This window comes from Mesorhizobium sp. M1088 (genome assembly GCF_040318575.1).
In the GTDB taxonomy this organism is placed as follows: Bacteria; Pseudomonadota; Alphaproteobacteria; order Rhizobiales; family Rhizobiaceae; genus Mesorhizobium.
The window spans coordinates 23,044-49,889 of record NZ_JAMYMO010000016.1 but is presented as its reverse complement, the minus strand read 5'-3'; the positions used below and the strand labels follow the sequence as shown (position 1 = coordinate 49,889).

At 61.7% G+C, this 26,846-nt stretch carries 24 protein-coding genes and 1 pseudogene; 9 read left to right on the top strand and 16 right to left on the bottom strand.

Going from position 1 to position 26,846, the window contains the following annotated elements; genetic code table 11:
• Positions 1 to 130: 130 nt before the first annotated feature.
• The 9 genes from NKH49_RS19420 to NKH49_RS19380 form a co-directional block, all read right to left on the bottom strand.
• Positions 131 to 1,309 (bottom strand): glycosyltransferase family protein, encoded by a 1,179-nt coding sequence (locus NKH49_RS19420; protein WP_352927372.1) that lies wholly within the window; start codon positions 1,307 to 1,309, stop codon positions 131 to 133.
• Entirely contained in the window at positions 1,299 to 2,486 is a 1,188-nt protein-coding gene (locus tag NKH49_RS19415) for a glycosyltransferase family 9 protein (RefSeq protein WP_352816454.1), read from the bottom strand. The genes NKH49_RS19420 and NKH49_RS19415 overlap by 11 nt, the downstream gene beginning before the upstream one ends.
• 9 nt (positions 2,487 to 2,495) lie before the next feature.
• Complete coding sequence (locus tag NKH49_RS19410; RefSeq protein WP_352816457.1) at positions 2,496 to 3,677, bottom strand: glycosyltransferase family 9 protein; 1,182 nt, start codon at positions 3,675 to 3,677, stop codon at positions 2,496 to 2,498.
• Positions 3,678 to 3,683: 6 nt separating this feature from the next.
• A complete protein-coding gene (locus NKH49_RS19405; RefSeq protein WP_352685742.1) occupies positions 3,684 to 5,471 on the bottom strand; it encodes an ABC transporter ATP-binding protein in 1,788 nt (595 codons plus the stop codon).
• A gap of 237 nt (positions 5,472 to 5,708) precedes the next feature.
• Entirely contained in the window at positions 5,709 to 6,251 is a 543-nt protein-coding gene (locus NKH49_RS19400; RefSeq protein ID WP_352502411.1) for a class I SAM-dependent methyltransferase, read from the bottom strand.
• A gap of 462 nt (positions 6,252 to 6,713) precedes the next feature.
• Entirely contained in the window at positions 6,714 to 6,968 is a 255-nt protein-coding gene (locus NKH49_RS34945; protein WP_352977186.1) for a DUF6894 family protein, read from the bottom strand.
• A gap of 215 nt (positions 6,969 to 7,183) precedes the next feature.
• Positions 7,184 to 7,408, bottom strand: a complete 225-nt coding sequence (locus NKH49_RS19390; protein ID WP_352502409.1) for a hypothetical protein — start codon at positions 7,406 to 7,408, stop codon at positions 7,184 to 7,186.
• A gap of 261 nt (positions 7,409 to 7,669) precedes the next feature.
• Entirely contained in the window at positions 7,670 to 8,215 is a 546-nt protein-coding gene (locus tag NKH49_RS19385) for a hypothetical protein (protein WP_352927369.1), read from the bottom strand.
• 6 nt (positions 8,216 to 8,221) lie between these two features.
• On the bottom strand, positions 8,222 to 8,614 hold the full coding sequence (locus NKH49_RS19380; RefSeq protein WP_352927366.1) for a hypothetical protein: 393 nt from the start codon (positions 8,612 to 8,614) through the stop codon (positions 8,222 to 8,224).
• Between the two features lie 24 nt (positions 8,615 to 8,638).
• Here NKH49_RS19380 and NKH49_RS19375 point away from each other — a divergent pair, with 24 nt between their 5' ends.
• Entirely contained in the window at positions 8,639 to 9,895 is a 1,257-nt protein-coding gene (locus NKH49_RS19375) for a methyltransferase family protein (protein WP_352816464.1), read from the top strand.
• 33 nt (positions 9,896 to 9,928) lie between these two features.
• Here the strand turns inward: NKH49_RS19375 and NKH49_RS34940 are convergent, their stop codons facing one another.
• Complete coding sequence (locus NKH49_RS34940; RefSeq protein WP_502893790.1) at positions 9,929 to 10,501, bottom strand: DUF982 domain-containing protein; 573 nt, start codon at positions 10,499 to 10,501, stop codon at positions 9,929 to 9,931.
• Here NKH49_RS34940 and NKH49_RS19365 point away from each other — a divergent pair.
• From NKH49_RS19365 to otsB, 4 genes are all read left to right on the top strand, one after another.
• Complete coding sequence (locus tag NKH49_RS19365) at positions 10,487 to 11,548, top strand: glycosyltransferase family 4 protein (protein ID WP_352540549.1); 1,062 nt, start codon at positions 10,487 to 10,489, stop codon at positions 11,546 to 11,548. The two genes, NKH49_RS34940 and NKH49_RS19365, sit on opposite strands and share 15 nt — an antisense overlap.
• A 48-nt stretch (positions 11,549 to 11,596) precedes the next feature.
• Positions 11,597 to 13,759 carry an amylo-alpha-1,6-glucosidase gene (locus tag NKH49_RS19360; protein ID WP_352540550.1) on the top strand — a complete coding sequence of 721 codons (2,163 nt, stop codon included), beginning with the start codon at positions 11,597 to 11,599 and terminating at the stop codon, positions 13,757 to 13,759.
• A 179-nt stretch (positions 13,760 to 13,938) separates the two neighbouring features.
• Positions 13,939 to 15,720: an alpha,alpha-trehalose-phosphate synthase (UDP-forming) gene (locus NKH49_RS19355; protein WP_352927362.1), complete on the top strand. Its 1,782-nt coding sequence runs from the start codon at positions 13,939 to 13,941 to the stop codon at positions 15,718 to 15,720.
• Entirely contained in the window at positions 15,717 to 16,478 is a 762-nt protein-coding gene (otsB, locus tag NKH49_RS19350; RefSeq protein ID WP_031211298.1) for a trehalose-phosphatase, read from the top strand. Before NKH49_RS19355 ends, otsB begins: the two co-directional genes overlap by 4 nt.
• A 17-nt stretch (positions 16,479 to 16,495) precedes the next feature.
• Here the strand turns inward: otsB and NKH49_RS19345 are convergent.
• Positions 16,496 to 16,705 (bottom strand): annotated as a pseudogene (locus tag NKH49_RS19345) (ABC transporter ATP-binding protein); the annotation flags it as partial.
• Here NKH49_RS19345 and NKH49_RS19340 point away from each other — a divergent pair.
• Complete coding sequence (locus NKH49_RS19340) at positions 16,701 to 17,093, top strand: MmcQ/YjbR family DNA-binding protein (protein ID WP_352474256.1); 393 nt, start codon at positions 16,701 to 16,703, stop codon at positions 17,091 to 17,093. The pseudogene NKH49_RS19345 and the gene NKH49_RS19340 sit on opposite strands and share 5 nt — an antisense overlap.
• 193 nt (positions 17,094 to 17,286) lie before the next feature.
• Positions 17,287 to 18,744, top strand: a complete 1,458-nt coding sequence (locus NKH49_RS19335; RefSeq protein ID WP_352474257.1) for an NCS1 family nucleobase:cation symporter-1 — start codon at positions 17,287 to 17,289, stop codon at positions 18,742 to 18,744.
• Between the two features lie 29 nt (positions 18,745 to 18,773).
• Here NKH49_RS19335 and NKH49_RS19330 read toward each other — a convergent pair whose 3' ends face one another.
• From NKH49_RS19330 to tpiA, 5 genes are all read right to left on the bottom strand, one after another.
• Complete coding sequence (locus tag NKH49_RS19330; protein WP_352927359.1) at positions 18,774 to 19,313, bottom strand: DUF1697 domain-containing protein; 540 nt, start codon at positions 19,311 to 19,313, stop codon at positions 18,774 to 18,776.
• Between the two features lie 10 nt (positions 19,314 to 19,323).
• Positions 19,324 to 20,952 (bottom strand): CTP synthase, encoded by a 1,629-nt coding sequence (gene pyrG / locus NKH49_RS19325; RefSeq protein WP_352448839.1) that lies wholly within the window; start codon positions 20,950 to 20,952, stop codon positions 19,324 to 19,326.
• Between the two features lie 147 nt (positions 20,953 to 21,099).
• Positions 21,100 to 22,221, bottom strand: a complete 1,122-nt coding sequence (locus NKH49_RS19320; protein ID WP_352815643.1) for a L,D-transpeptidase — start codon at positions 22,219 to 22,221, stop codon at positions 21,100 to 21,102.
• A 199-nt stretch (positions 22,222 to 22,420) separates the two neighbouring features.
• Positions 22,421 to 22,873, bottom strand: a complete 453-nt coding sequence (gene secG / locus NKH49_RS19315) for a preprotein translocase subunit SecG (protein ID WP_352919642.1) — start codon at positions 22,871 to 22,873, stop codon at positions 22,421 to 22,423.
• A 163-nt stretch (positions 22,874 to 23,036) separates the two neighbouring features.
• On the bottom strand, positions 23,037 to 23,804 hold the full coding sequence (tpiA, locus tag NKH49_RS19310) for a triose-phosphate isomerase (RefSeq protein ID WP_352927356.1): 768 nt from the start codon (positions 23,802 to 23,804) through the stop codon (positions 23,037 to 23,039).
• Between the two features lie 142 nt (positions 23,805 to 23,946).
• Here tpiA and NKH49_RS19305 point away from each other — a divergent pair, with 142 nt between their 5' ends.
• Both NKH49_RS19305 and trpD read left to right on the top strand, forming a co-directional pair.
• Complete coding sequence (locus NKH49_RS19305; RefSeq protein ID WP_352502399.1) at positions 23,947 to 25,839, top strand: SurA N-terminal domain-containing protein; 1,893 nt, start codon at positions 23,947 to 23,949, stop codon at positions 25,837 to 25,839.
• Positions 25,836 to 26,846 carry an anthranilate phosphoribosyltransferase gene (gene trpD / locus NKH49_RS19300; RefSeq protein WP_352474265.1) on the top strand — a complete coding sequence of 337 codons (1,011 nt, stop codon included), beginning with the start codon at positions 25,836 to 25,838 and terminating at the stop codon, positions 26,844 to 26,846. The genes NKH49_RS19305 and trpD overlap by 4 nt, the downstream gene beginning before the upstream one ends.

Sequence of the window (26,846 nt, the reverse complement as noted above, 5' to 3'; positions counted from 1 at the left end):
ATGCCTTATGTTTTTTGGCCTGTTGCGACGACTGTTCGACACGGGCGCTCCATTCCGCGATCCGTCGGCCGAACCCTTAATGCGGATCGCGTCGAAGCGTCTTCAGTGACACCCTTTCGGACGACAGGCATTAGCCACTCACTTTTGTGAGCCATGGCGCCAGGATGGCCTCAGCCTCGCCCATCACCACGGACCAGGGGCGTTCCCGTTTCGAGACCAGCACGGCCGATGGATAGTAGGGCGTGCGGTCGCCCTCGACCGGCCAGGAGCGCTTGAAGCCGTCGCCCAGAATGAAAATCGAGGGGATGCCGAGCGCGCCCGCCAGATGCGCTCCGGTATTGCTGATGGTCACCACGGCGTCCATCGCGGCAACCTGCGCGGCGAAAAGGTCCATGTCGACGAGCTGATCGACCGATCTGTCATGAAGAATGCGCTCCGGCTCACCGTCGGTCAGGACCTTCAGATCGGTCTGGATCTGGCCGTACTGCAGCGAGACGAACCGGAGGTCCGGTCGGCCGATCAGGTTTCGCCAGGCGGCTAGCGGCGGCAGGTCTTTGCCGGGATTGGAGCTGCCCCATGCGATACCGACCAACGGCCGTCGTTCATGCCGGTAGCGGGCGCGAAGTTCAGCGACCCGGGCCGGATCCGGCTTAAGCGGCACGAAATGCTCGCGGATCGTCGCCTCGTCGGTCTCGAAAACGGCAGTCAGATGCTGGACGCCGGCGAAGGCCTGCGCCTCGCCATAGGCAGCCTTGCCGTCAGCGCCGACCGGCCGCACATCGGCGGTCGGAAAAGTGCGCTGAAAGAGCGGTACCAGGCGGCGCTCGACCAGGACGATCGAACGGGCGGCGCGCCCCAACGCACAGCCGACGGAACTCGCATGATGGATCGCGGTGGCCAGACCCTGCTTTTCGGTTTCCATCAGATCGACCAGCAGTGTCTGGCCCGAAATATCCTGGCCCAGCCACTCGCCATCGACGCGGCCGTTGACGATGTGGCGTCGGGCGATCCTGAGTTCGGCGGCTGGGCCATAGGCGCCCATCCGCATCAGCGCCTTGCTGAGCTCGTCGATCAGGTGGACCTCGCCCCTCGACTTCGCAATGGATCCAAGAGCCAGGGCTTTCGGCAGTGCCGCTGGCCAATCGCGGGACTCGACGCTTCGCCGATAATCCGCCATCTGATCGGCAATGTCGCCGTCGCGCCAGCGAAGGAAGAGCTGCCGCCGGTGACGTCGGAACCAGACCTTGTATCTGTAGCCTGCAAGCGCGACAGCGCGGCGCAACCGGCCGAGAAGTTGGCTACCCTCCATCGCCAGCTCCGCCGATGATTTGCATGACCCGTCCGCCTGCTTCCTGGACTGCCGACGCCCAGGCTCGGCCGCCTTTTCGGACCAGTCGAACGCTCGGATATGCGGCGACGGTCTCACCGAAAGCAGGCCAGGACAGCCGAAATCCATCGTCGAGCATGACAATCGTCGGCACGCCGAGCGCTCCGGCGAGGTTGGCGCCGGTATTGCTGATCGTGACCACCGCGTCGAGCGCCGCAATTTGGGCGGCAAAGCGGTCCATGTCCGTCAACTGGTCGACTGAAGCGTCATGGATGATGCGCCCCGGAGCGTGGCGCTCGAACTCGGAGAGGGCCGGCCCGACATCGCCATATTGCAAGCTGACCAGGCGCCCCGGCAGGCTGCTGAACAGCGTCCGCCAATCGTCCAGAGCCGGCAGATCCTTGCTCTTGTTCAGGCTTCCCCAGGCAAATCCGATCAGGGGACCTGGGCCGCCATCGAGATAGGTGCCGCGCAGCTCGGCAACCAGTCGGCGGTCCGGCTCCAGCGGAACGAAGGGCGCGCGTGCCGCCGGGTCGTCCGGCCAGAAATGCTTTGCGAGTGTCTCGAAACCGGCAACGACATCGGCGTCCACTGCCGCCATGTCCTCTTCCCCTTCAATCCTGACATCAAGCGCAGGATATGTTCTGCGATAAAGCGGTGCCAGTCGCGGCTCGACGAAGACAATGCATCGACCAGCAGCCACAGCTGCTGGACCAAGCAAAGACGCGAACTGGAAAAAGATCGCCAGGTCGCCTTCGCGACGATCGACGAGAAGCGTGCGACCCGCAAGATCACTGCCATCCCAATCGGGCCTGCCGCGCAGCTGCTTGCTCGCCGCCATCAACTGCCAGATGCGATTTCCTCCGTCGAGACGCCTCAGTCCACGCCCCGCTTTCTTGATCAGGCCGAGATCGCCAAGCTGCTCACCAAGCACCCCAAGCGCCAGTGCATGGTCGCGAGCAGTTTGCCAATCACCACGCTGCACGCTTTCCTCCATCAGCCTCATATGCCGTTCGGCGCTTTCGTCGGCGTGGCGCGAGGGACGTCTAAGAAGTTCCTTTGCCCGCTCGAGGACCTTCTGCAGCCGCTTGCCGACGGCGCCCTGCGGGCGCAGATCGGCGGTTTTTGCCTTCTGAAGGATGGTTCGTCTGTTCTGCACGGCGATGTTCTATCGTCCCCGGGGAGCGTCGGAAAGCGTCGTCAGGATCGACGAGAGCCGCCGGCCAGCCTCGTCGAGCACCAGCGACCAAGGGCGCCCCTCCTTGCGAATGACAATGCCCTTCGGATACCAGGGTGTCCGGTCGCCGGTCACTGGCCATGCCGTCTGAAAATTGTCGTCGATGAGGAAAACAGTCGGCACGCCAAGGGCTCCCGCAAGATGGGCCGCCGTATTGCTGATCGTCACGACAGCATCGAGTGCAGCGACCTGTGCGGCGAAACGGTCCATGTCGACCATCTGGTCGACGCTGTTGTCAAAGATCAGACGCGCGCCGTTGCCGTTGCGAAGGCGCCGCAACGCCGGCTTGATCTGTCCGTACTGGAGCGAAACGAATGTCGCTTGTGTCTGGGCGATGAACCGTGCCCATTCAGAAAAATCAGGCACGTCCTTGGTGTGGGATTTGCTGCCCCAGGAGAGACCTGCCAGCGGCAGATCCGTCATCGAGCGATAGCGCTTGCGGAATGTCTCGACGAGTTCAGGATCTGCCTGCAGCGGTACGAAGTCGGCAGCAAGCCTTTCGGCGTCGCGTCCGAACACCCAGGCGAGATCTTCGAAAGTCGCGTGTTTGTCGCCGACCACATCCCGCTGCGCCGGGACCACGGTCGCCTTCGGGAACGTTCGCTGCAGAATTGATACCAGGCGCGGCTCGACCCGGATTGTTGCGCTTTGCGCATAGGCAGCGGCAGCGCCGGCCAGTCGCGCGTGGCGGATAACCCGGCCAAGGCTGCGCGGGTCATCCTCCACAAGATCGATCAGCAGTGTATCCGATCCGAGATTCTCGCCGGTCCACTCGTTGGCGCCTTTCCCTTTCCGCAGCCGGCGAGCGGAAAGCCGAAGCTCAGCTGCCCGCGCAAAGTTGCCAAGGCGTTCGAACGCCTGGCCCGCCTTCTGCATCAGCTCGGGGTCGCGATTATGATCGGCCGTGACAGCCATCTCATTGGTACCGGCTTCAAGGCCTTTCCAGTCCCTGCGCACAATCAGGGCCGCAACCTTGGCCTGCAGCTCAAGAATGGAACGAGGCTGCTTGCGACCGGAAAACAACCCGCGCACCGCCTTTTTGTACCGGCGCACCTGAAGGCCCAGTCCACCAATCACATACCGGACATAGGAACCGTGATAAAAGCTGGTCATCGGCCTTCAGCGCAATACGCTCTGCCGCAGCTTTTTGCCGCTTTCGACCATCGGATCGGGCGTCTCCAGGTGGAATATCGAACGATATATCTCGCTGTGCTTGGCAAGCTGGTCATGCGTTCCAGCATCGACAAGCTGTCCGGCGTCAAACACGAGAATACGATCGGCCGCCTTGATTGTAGACAGCCTGTGCGCAATGCAGATCACTGTGCGCTGAAATGTGTTGTCGAAGGCTGCCTCCATAACCGCCCGTTCGTTTTCACCGTCAAGCGCGGATGTCGCTTCGTCATAGACGATTACCGCAGCATTCTTGAGCAGGGCGCGCGCGATGGCAACGCGTTGTTTCTGGCCGCCGGACAGGTTGGTGCCGCTTGGCCCGACAAGCGTGTCGAGCCCGTTTTCGAGCGCCGAAGCAAAGCTGGTGACCCGGGCGAGGTTCGCAGCGGACTCGATTTCCTGATCCGTGGCATTCGGGCGGCCGTCGCGAATGTTGTCGCGAATCGAGCCTTCGAACAGGAAGACGTCCTGGGATACCAGTGCGATGTTATCGCGAACGTCGGCCAGGCTGATCTTCGAAATGTCCTTTCCGTCGATCAGGATCCTGCCCTTGTCCGGCTCCATCAGACGCAGGATCAGATTGACGATGGTGGTCTTGCCGGCGCCGGAGCGGCCGACGATCGCCAGCTTCTCACGAGGTCGCACGTCGAAGGAAACACCCTCGAGCGCGGGGCTGTTGCCGTCATAGGAAAAGGCCACATCTTCAAAGCGGATACCACCATCGACGTCGGTCAGACGCTCGCCCGCAATCGCGAGTCGCCGCTGCTCGGGCGTGTCGATCAAGTCATACATCTGCTCGACGGCGACCATTTGCTTCTGAATGTCGACATTGACCCGGGCCAACCGCTTGGCAGGCTCATAGGCAAGCAGGAACGCGGTAATGAAGGCCATGAATTCGCCGGGCGTCTTGCCGTTGCCGAGGGTCTGCCAGCTGGCGTACATAACGAAAAGCCCGATGATCACGCCGCCGCCGGTCTCCATCAATGGGCTCATCAATGCTGACGTCCGGTTGATCTGGATGCCACGTCTTTCCATCTTGCGGACGGCCTTTGCAAAGCTGGCGACGGCCTTGTCCTCGAGCTGGAAGGACTTGATGGTGCGGATGCCTTCGACGGCTTCCGTGCCGATCGACTGGACCTGCGCGGCCAATTCCGTCTCGCCCCTCGCCAGCGCCTTGAGCTTCCTGGTTATCGCGCCGACTGACAGGAACAGCATCGGCAGAACCGCCACGGATATCAGCGACATCACCGGGTCCTGCTTGACCATGACGCTGGCCAACGCAATCAGGGTCAGCAGATCAGAGACGGCGCTGCTCGTGAGGGTGAGAATAACGGTCGCCCCGGCGCGCGCGTTGAACATGATTTTGGAGATGAATTTTGCCGGATGCTGGTTCGCGAAACGGCTGATGTCGAAACGCACCATTCGAGAAAATTGCCGGTTTTGCAGGTCCGAAACGATAGCCCGGCGAATCTTTCCCGTTGTGACGGTCTGGCAGTAGGCAGCTATGCCCTTGACCAGGAAAATGCCGATGATGACGACGCTGATACCCGATACAGCGGCAGCATCTCGCTCGACATAGATGGTGTTGATCATGACTTTCATGATCCAGGCCGTCGCGCCGACCGCGGCAGCAGCAGCGATCGAGCACAGCAAACCTGTCACATACAGCATCTTGTGCGGCGGCAGATTTTCGCCAATCAGACGCTTGATCAGCGGATATGCCGGGACCGTTGACACTCGTTTCTTTGCAATCATCTTGTCGCCGCCCGTTGCGATCCCGTCCGGTCTTCGTGTTGTCTTGAAGCACGAGACGGTTTCGATCACCTGTCTGTGGCTTCGTTCCCGACCGCAGTCAATGCCGAACCGGATCCTTGCACGTCATCGGCTTATGACTGTCGGTCCCTCGCGTCCGAGCATAGCGGATCCCAGCCACGCGGCTCTTGCGCCATTCGCCGTCGGCCGCGCTATGCCCGGTCAGTGTTTCGCGAGGACCATGAGATGGCTTCCAAGAGGCGATGTGTGATTGCTTTTGATTGAAAAGCCCACATCCGAAAGCACCGCGATCATCTCCTTATCCTTGCCAGGAGGGACGCGGGCAACGATCGTTTGAGCACGCCCGGCGATATCGCACAGCACGCGTCGCGCCTTATCCGCGCCGAGGCTCCACTGCATGTGATGGTAGACCGCCAGCAGCATGACGATGTCGTACTGCGGTTTGAGAACATTTTGCAGCTTCCGGCTGCCAAGATCGAGACAATCGAACTGGCTTTGGACCGGACAACCCAGGAAGATCATCCTGGCCGTCTCGATATGCGGCTTGAGAATGTCGATCCCATGGATCGAACTCGGTCCTAGCTTGGATATCTCATAGGCGACAATACCCATGTTGCAGCCAACATCGAGAATGGATTTCCCGGCGTAGTCGACCTCTGCTGAGAATAGGCCGTCCAGTCGGTCGTCCCACGTTCCCTTGAATCTCTTTTGCTTATTTGACCACCACAAATCATTGTTCTCCAAAAACGGCGCCGGACTGGTTTCCTTGACGGAGGGGACTGTGCGCCCGGCCTAACTCGGTCTAGTAGCTGGCGCGCAAACGACACTGTCCTGAGCGTCCTGTAAACGCAACCGCGGGAGAAAGGAACTCCTGATCACAGCATCCTGCGAAGACGTTTCGGTAAGTTGACGAACACCCGGCCCGACAAATCGACATACTGGTTGGAAATGGCAACGTCGCTTGGCGCCCCTATCCGTGCCTGCCCTCGAGTTCCTGAAACGCACGATAGCCCGGGCCGGCACACGCAGGGACATAAGTAATGCCCCGTAGGCAAGGCAAGCCATATTTGTTCTTGCTTTGTGCCGGCAGCTATGCTACTAATTTGGCTACGGTGCTGATTTGCACTAACGACCGTCTTGCCGCGACATGCGGTTTTTCAGCCAGGCTCGATCAAAGCTCGCCCGCATCGCGGGGCTTTTGGCCAATCACGGCCGAGTGCCGGCCTTTTCGGCAGCTTCCGAGAATGGAAATCGGAAAAGCAGCTTTCGGTTCTCGTCGCAGATTTCGAAGGAAAGACCTGTCAGGACCGGGCTGCCGCTGAGCAGGCCCTCGGCCAGGATTTCCTTGGCCGAGGCCATTGCGTTATCCTGAGCCGCGGACAAACCGTCCAACTCCTGACCCTCGAAATCTTCCGTCAAGCGGCCCTCATTGTTTCGGAAATGGAAAAAATATCTCGGCATGGCTGCTCCGGTCGGTCGGTTTCTCTAATGCATGTCGCGCAAAACTGTGCAGCGGTTTTGCGGCAACGACATGCACAAAAACAGGCACTTACAGCGCATCGCATGAGGCCGATCGACGCGATGCGCATTAGTCGCGAGCGCCTCAGGAACAGCGTCGGATTTGTGCACGACAGCAACGTGCGATTTTGGCGTTGGGATTCATGGCATTTAGGCCTTCATGCGTCAGGTCGATCGAACAGCACCCCCAGCCCGTGTTCGAACGCACATGCCGCAATCATGTCGTCCAGGACTTTTCCGGAGGCCGGGCAATTCGGCATGACAGCCCTGATCGCGATCTCAGCCGCTGCGGTGGAAACCGCATCGTGGCGCCTCTTCCTGGTCTCCATGTATTGCTCGAGCAGAATTTTCAGGCGCCGCGCGGCAATCTCGTCAACGACCATCGTTCTCCCTCGATTCGGCACAATCCGTCTTCCGGGTCTGTCCTCCGGATGAAGGTCCGCTGCCATTGGGTAGCAGCGGACCACTCGGCTGGGTGAGCCAATGACCCGAGGCGGGGGTGTCTCGGACCGACACCACAATAGCTTCGGCAGGCCACTCGTTCCACAGACCGCTGTCGTTGGTAATTTTCGTACACTGAGCATTGCCGCAGACAGTCTGCGACGGTGGGATTTTTGCGTTATGCCCGTAGCCTGATAACCGGATCAGCTTCGGCTTCGATCGACATAGTTGTAGATGCCCGCGCCGATCGCGACCGCTCCTACAGTGATCAGAATCGATGGCACACCCATTAACGTGGCGATGATCCCCCAGACAATGGCGACGGCAATTGCGCCGGCCGTTCCCAGCACCAGTCTAAGCCGTTTCGACATTTTCCGTTTCCCCCAAAGTGCATCTTCCTTTTTTCTGGTCGAAATACCGCAATGCGGCAGCATTGTCTGCGCTTTGTTCAACTTTTTTCGCCGCCCTGAGCCCGACCGCTGAGGCGTAAGCGATCCGTATGCGGCCTTGTTGCAAATACCCGCTCGACAATCAGGAAGCTTGGGCGCGAGCCCGAGAAGCGAGGCGTCAGAAAGCGAGGTATCTATGCAAAATTTTCGGAATTTACTCCGGTTCTCGATCATGGCCATGGCGGCCACGACAACCGCAATAGTGATCACCGGCCTTACCCCCGAGACGACCGAAGCGAATTTGATTTGCCGTAGGTTGGTCTGCAAGAAGGCGAGCAATGAACACAGTGCTTTCGGCACCAAATATCAGCGCAAATGCACCTGCGAAAATACAAACGAGGGCGCCAACAACCATCGCTCGCCACACAACCTCAACAACAGGCCCATCGGTGGCTCAAGCAGCAGCAGTGGTTCGAGCGGCACCAGCAGTTCGAGCGGCAGCAGCGGTTCGAGCGGCAGCAGCGGCTCCAGCGGCAGCAGCGGTTCGAGTGGCACCAGCAGTTCAAGCGGCGGCAATGACGGAACAAGCAGCGGCGGCTCAAGCGGATCGAGCGGTAGCAGCGGATCCAGCGGCGGCAACGACGGGACAAGCAGCAGCGGATCCAACGGCAGCGGTGGAGTGTAGCGGCTGCTCAAGTGGCACCAGCGGCGGCGGGTGGGCACACTACGTGACCCGTCGCGGCCGCCGACGACGATCAACCCTCATGCAACGGGAGTAGCAGCTTGACGCTCCAACCGAAATCCGCGACCGCGCCCCTCACCGGCCTTGCAGGACTGTTTGGTCTTGCGCTGGCCGTCGGAGTGCTCGTCAACAGAAGCTGGCCTGTACATTTGCAGGCCATGACTGTCATTGCAGCTACCGCGGCAGCGATGATCGCGGTCGACACGGCCTATTTCCAGACGTTCCGGAGGCGTTCGACGGGATTGCAGGCGAAGCCGATGCGAGTGCTTGAAGTCGAGCGCGTCGTGCGCAAGCTTATCGGCTTCATCGTCACGCTCACGACCATTGCCGCAGTCTACTGGATAGTACCGGAATACCGGCGCGGGTTTTACGCCCCCTACTGGGCGGCGCTTTACGACACCTTGCCGGCGCTGCTCGTCGCCGCGCCGTTTTATGTTGTTTATGTCGACCGCCGGCAGACCGATCCGGAAGATTCATATGCCGAAATCGGTGCATTCGTCCTCAGCGGCGCCGTGCCGCAAAGGACCGAGCAGATACGCCAGCACGTGCGGAGCTGGATCGTCAAAGGCTTCTTCCTGCCGCTGATGTTCGTCTATCTGTGCTCCACACTGGGTTCGATCCTTGCCGGGCTGGAACAACCGTATCGATTCGACATCATGCGCTGGCACGCTTTTGCAATCGATCTCCTGTTCATGGTGGATGTTCTTGTCGCGGTCGTCGGCTACGTCTTCACGCTGCGCGTCCTCGACAATCATATCCGCACGGTCGAGCCCACCGTATTCGGCTGGCTGGTTTGTCTTGCCTGTTATGAACCCATCAACGCCGCCACCCGTGCCTACCTGAACTACGAAACGGGCGCCAACTGGACGGCGGTGATGCCCTCACCGGCGCTCCAGGTTTTCTGGGGATCGGCGATCCTCTTCTGCATCTTGATTTTTGTCTGGTCCACCGTGAGCTTTGGCCTGAGATTTTCCAATCTCACCAATCGCGGAATCATCACCTGCGGACCGTATCGCTGGATCAAGCATCCGGCCTATGTTTCGAAAAACCTCTCCTGGTGGCTGGTCTCCCTACCTTTCCTCACCGCCGCAGGACCCGCTGAAGCGCTGCGGCACTCCGCCATCCTGCTCGCGCTCAATGCCATCTACGCACTCCGCGCCATCACCGAGGAATGCCATCTGTCACGCGACCCCGATTACGTCGCCTATCGCGATTACATCAGCGAAAACGGCGCCGTTGCTCAGCTCAAACGACTGTTCGCGAAAGCGAGTCGGTCGCCGATCAGGCGCTCAGGCTGAATGCCCTTGCTCGGACCATCTGCGGCAGCTGGCCTATCGCCTCAAGGCGTGATCGCGATGCCGATCCTCGCCGCTCATCGGCAACGGCCGATCGCCCTCGAGCAGGCGGGTGATCCGGGCGAAGCCGGCAAAAGCCTTTCTCGCTTCCTCGGCCGACATCCGGCCGGCCATGGCCGCAGCGCAGCAATTCACGGCGCACTGGTAAACCGGCCCGCGCCGCCCGGCCGGCCATTTTCGCAAGAATGCCATCGCTTCGGCAACGCTGTCGATCTCCTCCACGGGCTGTCCCTGTCCGCGCAAAATCCGCACGGGCGAAAAGAATTGCAAGCGGTCCATCATTTCCTCCCCGTCGACCGGATGCGTGCGATCGAACCCCACTAAACTCGCGAACCCGACTTTGGTTCCCGGCAAAACATGGCTTGGCCTGAAAAATGTTTGCTGGACGAGACGAGCAACGGTCGACGCGCCCGGCAGCTCCAATTGGGTGACATCTTGCCCCAATTGGGTGGCATCTTGCCATTGTACGGGAACGTTAGCGCGGCTGATGCATTTCGATGCCACGAGCAGTCTTTTTGAGGGAAATGCCAAAACATGAGAATAGCCCATGTGGCGCCGCTCCATGAATCCGTGCCACCCCGGTTCTATGGAGGGACGGAGCGCATCGTCTCCTATCTGACCGAAGGATTGGTCGAGCTTGGCCATGACGTGACCCTGTTCGCCAGCGGCGATACCAAGACGTCGGCGAAATTGGTGGCGTGTCGCGAGCGCGCGCTCCGTCTCGATCCGCGCCCGCACAAATCCGAAACCGCGGCGCATCTCTCGATGCTCGCCGAGGTGAGGAGCCGTGCGCAACAGTTCGACATCATCCATTTCCATCTCAGCCACTTCCTGCATTTTCCTTTCTTCGAACACATGCCCGACCGGACGGTGACGACACCGCATGGCAGGCTCGACTATGTCGACCTGGCCCCGGCCTACGAACATTTTCCGCGCTTTCCGATGATCTCGATTTCGTGTAGCCAGAGAACCGGGCTACCCAGGGCAAATTGGCTGGCGACCATCCATCACGGGCTACCGATCAATACGTATGAGCCGACTTTCGAGACGGAGGTGGACGAGCCGTATCTGGCCTTTCTGGGCCGGCTGTCGCGCGACAAGCGCCCGGACCGTGCCATTGAGATCGCCTTGCGCTCCGGGCTGAAACTGAAGCTTGCGGCAAAGATCGGCGACGACGACCGCCCTTTTTTCCACGACACGGTCGAGCCGCTGATCGACGGCGACCGTGTCGACTATATCGGCGAGATCGAAGAGGACAGAAAAGCGGAATTCCTCGGCAAGGCGGCCGGCCTGCTGTTTCCGATCGATTGGCCGGAGCCGTTCGGTCTTGCCGCGATAGAGGCTATGGCCTGTGGCACGCCGGTGATCGCCTGGAAATGCGGTGCCCTGCCGGAGATCATCGACCACGGCGTGACCGGTTTCCTTGTCGATACGGTCGATGCTGCGGTCGCCTCGATACCGGAATTGCTGCGCCTCGACAGGCGACAGGTGAGAGCCGTGTTCGAAAACCGTTTTTCTGCCACGAGAATGGCCCACGACTATGTGGCTGCCTATGCGCGCCTGATCGGTACTCCCGGTGAAGCGAGAGCGTCCTGATCGGCGTCATTGTGGACGTTGGAAACGAAACGACAGAGCTTGTGACGTATGAATCAACTCGACGAGCGTAAGCTTGATCCCGCCGTAGCCCTTGCCTCCCTCGACGAGGTTGCGCCCCGGGAGCCGCACCGGCTGTTCGCCCTCAAGCAAGCCGACTGCTTCGCGGTGGCCGACGCCTATGGCGACATCCGCGGCGCCGGCGATGGCTTTTTCCGAGACGACACGCGTGTGCTTTCGGAATTCCGGCTGACGGTCGGTGGCCGGCAAATGTCGTTGCTCGGCGCCTCGCTCAGCCAGGACAATGTGCTTTTCACCTCGAACCTGACCAATCTGCCGATCCAGAGTGTCGGTGGTCGCGACATTCCGCAGGGCGCGATCCACATAGAACGCGTCAGGCTGCTTTGGCAGGACCGGCTGTTCGAGCGCATCACCCTTTCCAACTACAGCCAGGAATCGTCGGCCATTCGGGTTTCCTTGCATTTCGCAGCAGATTTCCGCGACATGTTCGAGGTGCGCGGTTCGACCCGGCTCAAGCGCGGAATAGCCCACGCCGCCGAGACCAGTCCGACATCCGTGGTGCTTCGATATGACGGGCTGGACCAACTCGTGCGCCTGTCGGCGATCTCGTTCTCGCAGGCGCCGGACAATTTGACCGCCAGCCGCGCGGATTTCCTGGTTGCGGTGACGAAGCGCAGCAGCGAGGTCCTCTATATCGAGGTCGGCCCGGAAGTGGCGGAGACACCCGACCGCGACCGTTTTCGGGCTGCAGCCGCCCGCGCTCGCTTCGGCATGCGCGCCAAACGCCGCCACGGCGCGACGGTGCACAGCTCCGGCCGCGTCTTCAACGACTGGATCGAACGCGCGCGCGCGGACGTGGCGCTGCTGACCACCGAGCTTGCAACCGGACCTTACCCCTATGCCGGCATACCCTGGTTCTCGACGGCATTTGGCCGTGACGGGGTGATTTCCGCATTGCAGATGCTGTGGTTGAATCCTGGGCTGGCGCGCGGCGTACTCGCCTTTCTCGCCCAGCATCAGGCGACCGAAACGTCGCCGTTCAGCGATTCGCAGCCCGGCAAGATCATGCACGAGACCCGCAAGGGCGAGATGGCGGCACTGCGGGAGCTCCCGTTCGGCCGCTATTACGGCGGCGTCGATACCACGCCGCTCTATATTCATCTCGCTTGCGCCTATGCGGATCGTACCGGCGACATGGCGTTCGTCGACAGCCTGTGGCCATCGCTCTGTGCAGCGGCCGAATGGACGGAGGAGACAAGCCGCGCGACCGGCTTCGTTACCTACCAGCGCGGCGCCGAGACCGGCCTTGCCAACCAGGGCTGGAAGGACAGTTTCGATTCCGTCTTCCATGCCGATGGCCGCATGCCCAAGGGGCCGATCGCCCTGGTCGAGGTGCAAGGCTACGTCTTTGCCGCGTTCCGTGGGCTGGCGGCGCTCGCCCGCCGCCGCGGCGAGGACGACAAGGCCGATCATTGGGAGGAACGCGCCGAAACCATGCGCGCCGCGGTGGAACGCCATTTCTGGATGGACGATCTCAATTTCTATGCACTGGCGATCGATGGTGCAGGCGAGCTCTGCAAGGTACGGACGTCGAATGCCGGCCATCTTCTCTTTGTCGGGCTGCCCGAGCCGGAACGGGCGCAGATGGTCGCCGATCAGCTGCTCTCCGCGTCGTTCCACTCTGGTTGGGGCGTGAGGACGCTGGCCGACGATGCGATATTCTTCAATCCGATGTCCTACCACAATGGTTCGATCTGGCCGCACGACACCGCCATGTGCGGTGCAGGCCTGGCACGTTATGGCGTGCGCGACAGCGTGGTCCGGCTGATGAGCGGCACGTTCGAATCGGCTGTCCATTTCAACATGCGGCTGCCTGAACTGTTCTGCGGCTTTACCCGGTCGCCGGGCGAAGCGCCCATCGCCTATCCCGTCGCGTGCCTGCCGCAAGCCTGGTCAGCGGGATCGGCCTTCATGCTGATGCAGGCCTGCCTTGGGCTCGAAATCGACGGCTGGAACAGCGAAATCCGGGTCACCCGCCCAAGGCTGCCGATCGGCATCGACACGCTGACATTGCGGCATCTGGGTGTCGGCTCGACAGTGGTCGACCTCACATTCCAGCGTGTCGGCGACCGGGTCGTCGCCTTTCTTGCCGACCGGTATGAGGGGATGGTGCCGCTCATCGTGCGCACTTAATGCCGCCGCGCTGCGGCGCATCGAAAATGACGCGCGCGTTGCAATCGTCCGGAACCGATAGCCTCTTTGTGCGTTGCAAAAATGGGCGGGGTGGGGACGCTGTCGTTGTCATACGGCGGCGAACCAGAAAACAAATAAAAAAAACGGCTATCGGCCGGCCGGAGGCGAGATCACATTCCATGTCAGATTATACTGTAAACCTGCTCTGGGTTTTGCTGATTGCAAGTTTTGGCTTTTCCGCTTTTGCCATTCTCCTGTCGATATCCCGCCAGCGCAGCGGTCGCGCAACGGCCGCCGCATACACGCCGAGCGAGGATGTCGCCTCGGAAGCGGCACGCAAGGTGCTGCGCGAGTTCGAAAAGAACGGCCAGTCCGCCGATGCGGCACTGGTCACGTGGTCGCCCGACACGTTGCGCAAGATCCTGGCCGACGACCTGCCGGACGCACAGGTCATCGTGGTGTCCAACCGCGAACCCTACATCCACAACATCAAGGACGACGGGGTCCAACTTTTGGTGCCGGCCAGCGGCCTGGTTTCGGCACTCGAGCCCATCACCCGCGCCTGTGCCGGCACCTGGATCGCCTATGGCGGCGGCACGGCAGACCGTCTCACCGTCGACAAGGACGACCGGGTGCAGGTGCCGCCAGGCAATCCGTCCTACACGCTGCGCAGGGTCTGGCTGACGGAGGAGGAATATCAGGGCTACTATCTGGGCTTCGCTAATGAGGGCCTATGGCCGCTTTGCCATATCGCCTTCACCCGCCCCGTGTTTCGCGCCTCGGACTGGGACGCCTACGAGGCCGTCAACCGCAAATTCGCCGATACGGTGGTTGCCGAAGCCCGCAACGAACGGCCGATCGTGCTGGTGCAGGACTATCATTTCGCGCTGCTGCCGCGCATGATCCGCCAGCGCCTGCCGGACGCGATAGTCATCACCTTCTGGCATATCCCGTGGCCTAATTCGGAAGTATTCAGCATCTGTCCGTGGCGTGAGCGGATCCTGGAAGGACTGCTCGGCAGTTCGATCATCGGCTTTCATACCCAATTCCATGCCAACAACTTCACCGAAAGTGTCGACCGCTTTCTGGAGAGCCGGATCGAACGGGCAGACGCGGCAATCTCCTATGGTGGGCAGACCACATTGGTCCACGCCTATCCCATTTCCATAGAATGGCCGGCCCAATTGCTGGCAAAACTGCCGTCTGTGGAGGAGTGCCGCGCCAGCGTGCGCGACAGATTCGGCCTGTCTGCGGATACCAAACTATGCGTTGGCGTCGAGCGCCTCGACTACACGAAAGGCATTCTCGATCGCTTCCATGCCTTGGACGAATTGTTCACGAGATATCCCGAATGGATAGGCAAGGTGGTTTTCCTGCAGATCGCCGCGCCGAGCCGGGGGACATTGCCCGCCTACCAGCAACTCCACGACGAATGCCGCCGCTGTGCCGAGGAGCTCAACCGGCGCTATGGCAGCGAGACATACAGCCCTATCCTGATGGTCGCCGAACATCATCGGCAGGAGCAGGTCTACGAGGTCTATCGTGCCGCCGACATCTGTATGGTCACCAGTCTGCATGACGGCATGAACCTTGTCGCCAAGGAATTCGTCGCAGCGCGCGACGACGAACAGGGCGTGCTTTTGCTCAGCACCTTCGCCGGTGCCTCGCGCGAATTGCTGGAAGCACTGATCGTCAACCCCTACGATGCGGCCATGATGAGCGAGGCGCTGTTGCAGGCGCTGACGATGACGCCGGAAGAGCAGCGCGAACGTTTGCGGCCGATGCGCGAGATGGTCCGCGACAACAATGTCTACCGCTGGGCCGGCAGCATGCTGCTGGACGCCGCGCGCCTGCGCAAACGCGGCGATCTCGACAGGGTGACCGGAACCGGCGAGCGCCCGCCATCGAACACCAACAACGTCATCTCGATGTTCGAGCGGGCTCGGAAGGCAGCGTCGTGAAAAGCTTTGAACAACCACCGGCGTTGAACCTGTCGGAAGGGCAATGGGCGCTCTTCCTCGACATCGACGGAACCCTGCTGGAACACGCTGCCCATCCCGACGCGGTGTTCGTCGGCGAGGAATTGCGCAATCTGCTCGAACGCATCGAGCGGCGGCTGGATGGTGCGGTCGCCTTCATCACCGGCCGATCGATTCCCGCCGTGGACAAGCTGTTCCACCCGCTGAAGCTGCGGATTGCCGGACTGTATGGGCTGGAGCACCGGCTGACGCCGAGCGGTCCGATCGATGCCGCCGACGCGCCGGCCGACATCGCCGCCCTTGCGGACGAGATCGAGGCCGAACTGGGCAGCGGCAAGGTCTATGTCGAGCGCAAGGGGCCGGTCCTTGCCGTTCATACAAGAGCAGCACCGCAACTGCTTGCACCCGCAATCCAGCTCGTCGAACAGGCATTGGCCCGGCTTCCGAAGGGTTATCGGGTGCTTCCGGGAAACGCCGGCGTCGAGCTCATGCCTTTGGAAGCCGTCAAAGGTGCTGCCATCCGGCGTTTCATGGACATTCCGCCCTTTGTTGGCCGGCGGCCGATATTCCTCGGAGACGATACATCGGACGAACACGGTTTCGAGGCGATCAATGAAATTGGCGGCATCTCCATCCGCGTGAAGCCGAACGGACCGACGGCCGCAACCTATGTCCTCGACGACGTGACGGGCGCAATAGCCTGGCTCGAGGCCAGTTTCGAGACGTCGGCGGTGGCCTGATCGCGCCGTGGCCCGGTTCAGCTGATCTTCCCGTCCACTATGTGAATGCGGCGATCCATGCGTGCGGCCATGTCGAGGTCATGCGTGACTGCCACGACCGTCTTGCCGCGTTCGCGCACCAGATTCTGCAGGATTGTGAACACCTGCTCCGAGCTCTTGCTGTCGAGGCTCCCCGTCGGCTCGTCTGCCAGGATAGCCACCGACAGCGATGGAGGAGAGTTGATGAGTAGGAAATCGCGCGCTTCGACCGATGCCGTTCTCAAGGAACTACGCGCCTTCGGCCTCACCTATCCAGGCGCCGAGACAAAGAGTCCGTGGCCTGGTCACGACGATCTCGCGGTGAAAGGCAAGACCTTTGCTTATTTGAGCCTTGAAGGCGAACCGTTCAGCATCTCCCTCAAACTCCCCTACAGCGGCGACGAGGCGAGAAAGCTCCACTATGCGTCGCCGACGGAGTACGGCCTTGGCAAGAGCGGATGGGTGACGTTCGAACCAGCACCGGACGAACTGCCACCGATGGGACAACTGAAGTCATGGCTCGATGAGAGTTATCGCGCACAAGCGCCCAAAAAGCTTGCCGCCCTGATCACGCACAAGGTGGACTCTGGAGCTTAGGTCGAGCGATTGGTGTCACCCCACGAATCGCCGGCGCTAGAAGCTCAACGACGCCACGCCGATAAGCGCGTTTCTCATTGAATGACTTTAAGCCCAAAGCCGGCAAATCGTCTGCTTGCCGGTTCCCCTGCGTCAGGCTTAACCTGCGTGCCATGCGTGGAGGCGCGTGCGGTTGCAAGGGGAGGACATAGCAATGACAATACAAGGCGCATCACCGGACCTGTACAATGAGGATCTCGCTCCGGCGAAGGTTCGAAACTGGGGACCGTTCTCGATCTTCAACGTCTGGACGTCGGACGTCCACAGCCTGTGGGGCTACTATCTCGCTGCCAGCCTGTTCCTGTTCTGCGGCGGCTTCGTCAACTTCATCATCGCCATCGGTATCGGTTCGCTGATCATCTATGCGTTGATGAACATGGTCGGCTATGCCGGCGTGAAGACCGGGGTGCCCTACCCGGTCCTGGCGCGTGCTTCCTTCGGCATCTGGGGCGCCAACATACCGGCGCTGGTGCGCGCCATCGTCGCCTGCTTCTGGTACGGCGCGCAGACGGCGGCCGCCTCCGGGGCGATCGTAGCCCTGCTGATCCGCTCGCAATGGTTCGCCGACTTCAACCAGAGCACCCATTTCCTCGGCCACTCCGGGCTCGAGGTGATCTGCTTCGCCGTCATCTGGGCGCTGCAACTCCTGATCATCCAGAAAGGCATGGAAACGGTGCGCCGCTTCCAGGATTGGGCCGGACCGGCGGTGTGGGTGATGATGCTGATCCTGGCGATCTATCTTTGCATCAAGGCAGGCACCTTCGCGTTCACCAGCGACATCCCGATGGATGTGCTGCTGGAAAAGACAAAGGACGCGGGCGTGCCGGGCACGCCGGGCTCCTGGACCTCGCTGTTTGCGGTGGCCGCGATCTGGGTGACCTATTTCTCCGCGCTCTATCTCAACTTCTGCGATTTCGCGCGCTACGCCCCCGACAAGGCATCGCTGCGCAAGGGCAACATCTGGGGCCTGCCGGTCAATCTTATCCTGTTCTCGCTGGTCGCCGGCGTCACCACGATCGCCGCCTTCGACGTCTATGGCGAGGTGCTGCTCCATCCCGACCAGATTTCGGCGAAATTCGACAGCTGGTTCCTGGCGGCGCTCGCAGCCCTGACCTTTGCGGTGGCGACGCTCGGCATCAATGTGGTGGCGAACTTCGTGTCGCCGGCCTTCGACTTCTCCAATGTCTTTCCACGCCAGATCGACTTCAAGAAGGGCGGCTACATCGCGGCGCTGATCGCGCTGGTGCTCTATCCATTCGCGCCCTGGGAAGGCAGTGCCGCCTCCTTCGTCAACATCATTGGCGCGACGATGGGGCCTATCTTCGGCGTGATGATGGTCGACTATTACCTGATCCGGAAGGGCGAGGTCGACGTCGAGGCGCTCTACAGGGAGAATGGCGAATTCCGCTTTCAGGGCGGCTGGCATGTCAATGCCTTCATCGCCGCCGGTATCGGCGCGGTCTTCTCCTCGATCCTGCCCAACTTCACCAGCCTGCTGCCGTCATGGTGGGGCGTCTATGGCTGGTTCTTCGGCGTGGCAATTGCCGGCGTCATCTACTACGTGCTGCGCACCATGGCACTCGGTGCCGGAGCCAGGATAGCCAAGGCCTGAGCGATTTGGGGCGGCGCGAGCCGCCCCGTTTATTCTGCGACCATCTCGGCCAGGCGGCGCACCGTATTCCAGTTGCGCGAGGTGCCGATGCCGAGACGTTTGTGACTGACCGCCGCAAGCAGCCGCGAACTCGGCGTCTCGCGGGAAAAGACGATCCAGATGTCGCCGCCGACAATCCGCAGCTTCTCGTCCTTGCCGGCATACGCCTCAAGCGCCGCGGCGGTCTCGGCGGGAACGGGCGCCCGCATCACGCGCACCGCCACCTGGTCCGCGGCCTCAGCCGATTCGGCTGGGAACGGATTGCTGGCCGCCATCCTCAGCCAGCCGTCGGCGCGGCGCACGATGATGTCGACGTGGCGGCCGAAAGTCTTTGCGAACGCCGCCTCCAGCCGCTGCTCCAACGCCGCAAGTTCTGTTTCTTGCGCCTCGAAAACCAGATTGCCGGTCGCCACCAGCGTGCGCGGGTTATTCAGACCCAGGCCTTCGGCCATCGCCTTCAGATCGGACATGACGACCCGCCGCCCCTCGCCCAGGACAATGCTGTAGAGCAGCGCGACGTACGTTTGCATGGGCGGCTAGTTAGACCAGCCGCGACTGCTCTACCGCCGCCTCGATGAAGCTGGCAAACAGCGGGTGCGGATCGAGCGGCCGGCTTTTCAACTCGGGATGGTACTGCACGCCGATGAACCAGGGGTGGTCGGGATATTCGACCGTTTCCGGTAGCACGCCGTCCGGCGACATGCCGGCAAACACCAGGCCGCAATCCTCGAGCCGCTCCTTGTAGTCGACATTGACCTCGTAGCGGTGGCGATGGCGTTCGGAAATCTGGGTATCGCCATAGATCTCGGCGATCTTCGATCCCTTGGCGAGGTCGGCCTGGTAGGCACCGAGCCGCATGGTACCACCAAGGTCGCCGGTTTCCCTGCGCTTTTCCAGCATGTTGCCCTTCAGCCATTCGGTCATCAAGCCGACAACCGGCTCCTCGGTTGGACCGAACTCGGTCGATGATGCGTGCTCGACGCCGGCCAGCGAACGCGCCGCCTCGATGCAAGCCATCTGCATGCCGAAGCAGATGCCGAAATACGGCACCTTGCGCTCGCGCGCGAACTTCGCCGCCAGGATCTTGCCCTCCGAGCCGCGCTCGCCAAAACCGCCGGGGACGAGAATGCCATGGACCTTCTCCAGCCACGGCGCCGGGTCTTCCTTCTCGAATATCTCGCTTTCGATCCAGTCGAGCTTGACCTTGACCCGGTTGGCGAGGCCGCCATGCGACAGCGCCTCGATCAGCGATTTGTAGGCGTCCTTGAGGCCGGTATATTTGCCGACGACGGCAATGGTCACTTCGCCTTCCGGATTGTGGATGCGGTTGGACACCGCTTGCCACCGTTCCATGCGCGGCTTCGGCGCGGGATCGATGCCGAAGGCGGCCAGCACTTCCGAATCCAGTCCTTCATTGTGATAGGCCATCGGCACGTCGTAGATATGCGGGACGTCGAGCGCCTGGATGACGGCGCTTTCGCGGACATTGCAGAACAGCGACAGCTTTCTGCGCTCTTCCTTGGGGATCGGCCGGTCGGCGCGGACCAACAGTATGTCGGGTGCAATGCCGATGCCGCGCAACTCCTTGACCGAATGCTGCGTCGGCTTGGTCTTCAGTTCGCCTGCCGTCGGAATGTAAGGCATCAAGGTCAGGTGGACGTAGACGGCGTTGTTGCGCGGCAGGTCGTTGCCGAGCTGGCGGATCGCCTCCAGGAACGGCATCGCTTCGATGTCGCCGACGGTGCCGCCGATCTCGCACAGCACGAAATCGTAGTCGTCATTGCCGTTGAGGACGAAATTCTTGATCTCGTCGGTGACGTGCGGAATGACCTGCACGGTAGCGCCGAGATAGTCGCCGCGCCGCTCGCGCTCGATGATGTTCTTATAGATCCGGCCGGTGGTGATGTTGTCTTGCTGGTTGGCCGAGCGGCCGGTGAAGCGCTCATAATGGCCAAGATCGAGATCGGTCTCGGCCCCGTCATCGGTCACGAAGACTTCGCCGTGCTGATAGGGCGACATCGTGCCGGGATCGACATTGAGATAGGGATCGAGCTTTTTGATGCGTGCGCGATAGCCCCGCGCCTGCAAGAGAGCCCCAAGGGCCGCTGCAGCAATGCCTTTTCCAAGTGAGGAAACCACGCCGCCTGTGATGAATACATATCGCGCCATGGGAGTCATCGCTTAACGCGGCCGAATTGATTCCGCCAGAGAAAAAACCGCCGCGAAGGCTTTTTCCCAAGAAGGCGCTCTGGTCGTTGGCGTATCAAAACAAAAGGGCCGGCGAGGCCGGCCCTTTTGGCACGATCTGTCAAAGCGTCAGATGATGACGACTTTGGTGCCTACTTTCACCCGGCGGTAAAGGTCCATGACGTGCTCGTTGATCATACGGAAGCAGCCATTGGAGGCGCTGGTTCCGATTGACTGCGGCGCGATGGTGCCGTGAATGCGCAGGTGGGTATCTTTCTTGCCGTCGTAAAGATAGATGGCGCGCGCACCGAGCGGATTGTCGCCGCCGCCGGGCATGCCGTCCTTGTACTGGCCATAGTGCTTGGGTTCGCGCTTTTGCATATCCAGCGTCGGAATCCAGCGCGGCCATTCCTGCTTGTCGCCGACGGCAACCGTACCCTTGAACTGCAGGCCTTCCCGGCCGACCGCGATGGCATAACGGCGGGCGGTTGACGATGATTCGACGAGGTAGAGACGACGGGCGCTGGTATCGATGACGATGGTGCCGGGGTTGTAGCCGGTGAATTCGACCTCCTGCGGCACGAATTCCGGCTTGACCTTGAACTGCCGCTTGGCCTGCTTCCTTTCGAGCGCGGCGTCGAGCGCGCGTGTTTCCGGAAGCAGCGACATCGACGAAGAGGATGTGCCGCCGAACAGTCCCGCGAACAGCCCGACGCTCTGCGGCTTCTGCCCGACCGGTTCGCTGCGCAACTCGCCATTGTTGCCGGTCAGCGCAACGTTCATGGCCTCGGCCGGGATCGGCTCGGCCGACTGGATCGGCGCAATGGGCGTAATCGGTTCGATGATGTTGACGGTCTTCTTCTTGGCCGGCGTGGCGTCAGCCACCTTGGCCGTTGCGAGCGGCTGGCTCTTCTTGGCAAGGAACGCCTGCCGTTCCGCATCGGCTTTGGCTTTCGCCGCCTCGCGCATCGCCAGCTTCCTGGCTTCGAGTGCCTTGGCGCGAGCGGCGTCCTTGTCGGCTGCGATCTTGGCTTCGATCTTGCGGATCTGCGCAAGGTCGTCCGGCGTCGGATCTTTCTTCTTCTTGAGAAGCTTCAATTGCGCTGCATCGCTTTTGGCAGCGACCTTGACGACGTCGGTTGTTGTTGCGGCTTTGTGGGCCGAGTTTGCCGTCGGCATGGCCGCGTAAGCGGGCGCACCTAGGCTGAGCACGGCACAAAGGCCGGCAAAAATGAAGCTGCGAAGCTGCATGGGGAAGATCCGATCGTTCAATGCTTGTTGCCCACGGCGTCGCCCGGCGCCCCCCAAGGACGCCGAGAATGCCGCGTGCAACGTATAATCGATTAGCCGGAAGCGCCTCAAGCGTGAGGCGCAGTCGAATCTTCATGATCGTGCGGCATTTGCCGCGACTGTGTTCAAACGACAACAGATCGCGGCATAAGTTGCCCTATTACTGATTGGGGACCTGCGGCGTAGCCGGCGCGGTGGCGCCGTTTGTCGCTGGCGGCGTCGCCGGAGCGGTTGCCGGCGGCGTTGCTGCCGCGCCATTGCCGGACGGCGGGGTCGGCGCCGTGGTGCCTGAAGGCGGCGTCGGCGTCGTGGTTCCAGGCAATTGGTTGAGTACGCCCTTGCCTGCTCCGTCCGAGGTCGCCGGCACGCGATCGAGAATGTCGATCGGCTTCTCGCCATAGCGCGCAACGATCGACAGTGTCAGCGAGGTGACGAAGAAAGCGGCAGCCAGGATCGCCGTCGCCCGCGTCAGCGCATTGGCGGCGCCACGCGCGGTCATGAAGCCCGATCCGCCGCCGATGCCGAGGCCGCCGCCTTCGGAGCGCTGCAGCAGCACCACGCCGACAAGCGCGAGCACGACCATGAGGTGGACGACGATCAGTACGGTTTCCATAATTTACCCTGGCAAGGCCTTGTGCGGCCGCTGATTTGGAGGCGGCTCAATACAATGCTTTGACGGCATTTCCAAGCCCGTGGCCGGAATATGGGAAGCAATGCGTCCTTTGCAACGATTTCGACGTCGGCCGTCCGCTCAAATGCAGCAACCAGCCCTTGTATCAAGCGATGTTTCGATAGGCTTCCGCGATGCCGAGGAAGTCCGCCGCCTTTAGGCTGGCGCCGCCGACCAGCGCGCCATCGACATTCCTGACGCCGAGCAACTCGATGGCGTTGGACGGCTTGACCGAGCCGCCGTAGAGAATGCGCATCTTGGCCGCCGTATTGCCGAGCTTCCGTGCCAGTTCTTCGCGGATATGCGCATGTGCCTCGGCGACGTCGGCGGCGGTCGGGGTCAAGCCGGTCCCAATCGCCCATATTGGCTCATAGGCAATGACGGTGTTGGAAGCCGTGGCGTTTGGCGGGACCGAGCCAGCGACCTGGCGCGACAGCACGTCGAGCGTGGCTCCTGCTTCTCGTTCGGCTCTTGTCTCACCAATGCAGATGATGGCCACCAGCCCGGCGCGCCATGCGGCGGAGGCCTTGGCCTGGACCAAGGCATCGTCCTCCTTGCGATCGGCGCGGCATTCGGAATGGCCGACGATGACATGGCTGGCACCTGCATCTTTCAGCATCTCGGCCGAAATGCAGCCGGTATAGGCGCCGCTTTCCTTGGTGTGGCAATCCTCTCCGCCGGCCCGCACCGGCGTGCGCGACAGAATCTCGGCGGCGTGCGCAAGCAAGGTCGCCGGCACGCAGACCACCGCTTCGGTCTCGGCGTCGAGCCCACTCATGAAGCCGTTGCCGATCATCCTGATCTCGTTGAGCGAGGCGCTGGTGCCGTTCATTTTCCAGTTGCCGGCGACGAGCGGGCGGATTCCAGTGGTCATGGGATTTGTTTCTCCGGGCAATTTCCAGCTGGCCCTCACTATCAAAATCAGGCCACAAAGCAATCGACAGTGGGCAGGAAGGGCGCTATTGCGCTTGTTTCAGACTCGGCGCATGCGAAATGCGCAAAAATCGGAAGTACTCATGCTTGGTATGTTGAGAAGCGCGGCGGGGACGTGGGTCGCGAAACTGCTGCTGTCATTGTTGGTGTTGAGCTTCGCCATCTGGGGCATCTCGGGGCGGCTGATGGGCGGTCTTGCCGGCCATGACGCCGTGATTACGGCCGGAGGCACCAAGGTCTCGATCAACGAATACCGCCTCGCCTACGATCGCCAGCTCAGCGTCATGTCGCAGCAATTCGGCCAGCGCATCAGCCGTGAGCAAGCGACGGCGCTCGGCATCGACAACCAGGTGCTGGCGCAACTCGTGTCGGGTGCCGTCCTCGACGAGCAGGCCCGCAAGCTCGGCCTCGGCCTGTCCAAGGACCGGCTCGCCGAACTGACGCGTGAAGACCCGGCGTTCAAAGGGCCTGCCGGAACCTTCGACAGGAGAACCTTCGAGTACCTGCTTCGGCAGGTCGGCATGCGGCCGGAAGACTATTTGAAGAACCGCGCCCAGGTCGCGGTCCGCCAGCAGATCGTCGAGGCGGTTTCGGACGGCCTCAAGGCCCCGGATACATTCTTCAAGGCGGTCGCGCTCTATCGCGGCGAAGATCGCACCATCGACTACCTGACCTTGCCGAAATCGCTGGTCGAACCGATAGAAGCTCCGTCCGACAGCGCGCTTTCGGCCTATTTCGAGGAAAACAAGAAAACCTACGCCGCTCCCGAATACCGTAAGTTCTCCTATGTCAGGCTCGAACCGGAAGACATCATGGATTTGAGCGCGGTGACCGACCAACAGGTCAGCGACGACTACAATAAGAACAAGGCGCGCTACACCACGCCGGAGATGCGCACCATCGAGCAGCTTGTGTTCAAGACACCTGATGCCGCAAAGGCGGCGCTCGATTCGCTCAGGACCGGCGCGACCTTCGACAAGATCGTCGCTGCCGAAGGCAAGACGCCGGCAGACACGCTGCTCGGCACGCTGGCCAAGGACAAGATCGCCGACAAGGCGGTCGCCGATGCTGCCTTCAAACTGAACGTCAATGAGGTCAGCCCGGTCGTACAGGGCGCCTTTGGTCCCGTTCTGCTGCGCGTCACCGACATCAAGCCCGAAGTGGTGAAGCCGCTGGCCGAAGTGTCCGAGCAGATCCGCAAGGACCTGGCACTGGGCGAGGCAAGCCGCATCTTGCTGGACGTGCACGACAATTACGAGGATACACGCGCCTCGGGCAGTTCGCTCGCCGAGGCAGCCGCCAAATTGAAGCTGAAGGTCGTCACCATCGATGCCATCGACCGCACCGGCCAACGGCCGGATGGAAGCATCGTCAAAGACCTGCCGGAATCGCCGGCACTCATCAAGGCGGTGTTCGAATCCGAACCCGGAACCGACAATGAAGGCCTTACCACCGCCGATAACGGCTTCGTCTTCTACGACGTGAGCGCGATCACGCCTGCCCGCGACCGCACATTGGACGAAGTCCGCCAGAAGGTCGTGGCCGACTGGACCGCGGCGGAGACCACCAAACGGCTCACCGCAAAAGCACAGGAGCTCGAGAAGCGTCTCAAGGCTGGCGTCACGCTCGAGGTGATCGCCGGTGAGCTCAAGCTCGAAAAGCAGACCAAGCGCGGCGTCAAGCGCGATGCGGACGACGTCGATTTCGGCAAGGAAGGCGCCGCCGCGATGTTCGGCGTCGGCGAAGGCGGCACCGGGTTGATCCCCTCACCTACGGGCGACGGACAGATCCTGTTCAAGGTTGCCGAGGTGTTCGAGCCTGCCGGGGCCGATGCCAGCTCAGTGCCCCAGGACGCACAGAAGTCCTTCACCTCGGGCATGTCCGACGACCTGCTCGACCAGTTGGTCGCGCAGTTGCAGACGCAATATGACGTCCGCATCGATCAGGCGGCCGTAACCCAAGCCTTGGCCAGATGAGCGCGCTGAAGATCCACATCGCCAAGGTCGCCGCCGGCAGCGCTCTTTCCTTCGAGGAGGCGCGCGAGGCCTTCGACATCATCATGTCCGGCGATGCTACCCCCGGCCAGATCGGCGGCTTCCTGATGGCATTGCGCGTGCGCGGTGAGACCGTCAGCGAGATCGCCGGCGCCGTCGCCACCATGCGCGCCAAGATGCTGCGTGTCGAAGCTCCCGAGGGTGCCATCGACATTGTCGGCACCGGCGGCGACAATTCGCACAGCGTCAATATTTCGACCGCATCCGCTTTCGTCATCGCCGGCAGCGGCGTGCCCGTCGCCAAGCACGGCAATCGCGGACTGTCCTCGCTGACCGGCGCCGCCGATGTGCTGATCGCATTGGGCGTCAAGATTGACATCCCTCCGGAGACGATCGGCCGCTGCATCCACGAGGCCGGCGTTGGCTTCATGTTCGCGCCGGCGCATCACCCGGCGATGAAGCATGTCGGCCCGACCCGGGTCGAGCTCGGAACCCGCACCATCTTCAACCTGCTGGGGCCGCTTTCCAATCCGGCGAGTGTCAGACGGCAGATGGTCGGCGTGTTCCTGCCCGAATGGATCATGCCGGTGGCAGAAACGTTGAAGGAACTTGGTGCCGACCATGCCTGGATCGTCCATGGCGACGGCTATGACGAGATCACCACCACCGGCGAGACACTTGTCGCCGAATTGGCCGGCGGCGAGATCCGCAGCTTTACGCTGACCCCGGAAGCCGTCGGACTGAAGCGGCACACCAAGGACGAGTTGCGCGGCGGCGACGCCGCCCACAACGCCCAGGCACTGCGCGACATGCTGGGCGGCGCCGCCGGCGCCTTTCGCGATACGGTGCTGATGAATGCCGGCGCCGGGCTGGTGGTGGCCGGCACAGCGACGACCCTCGCCGACGGCATGGTAACGGCGGCGCAGGCCATCGACAGCGGCCGCGCGCTGAAAGTGCTCGACAGGCTGATCGAGATTTCGAACGGTTAA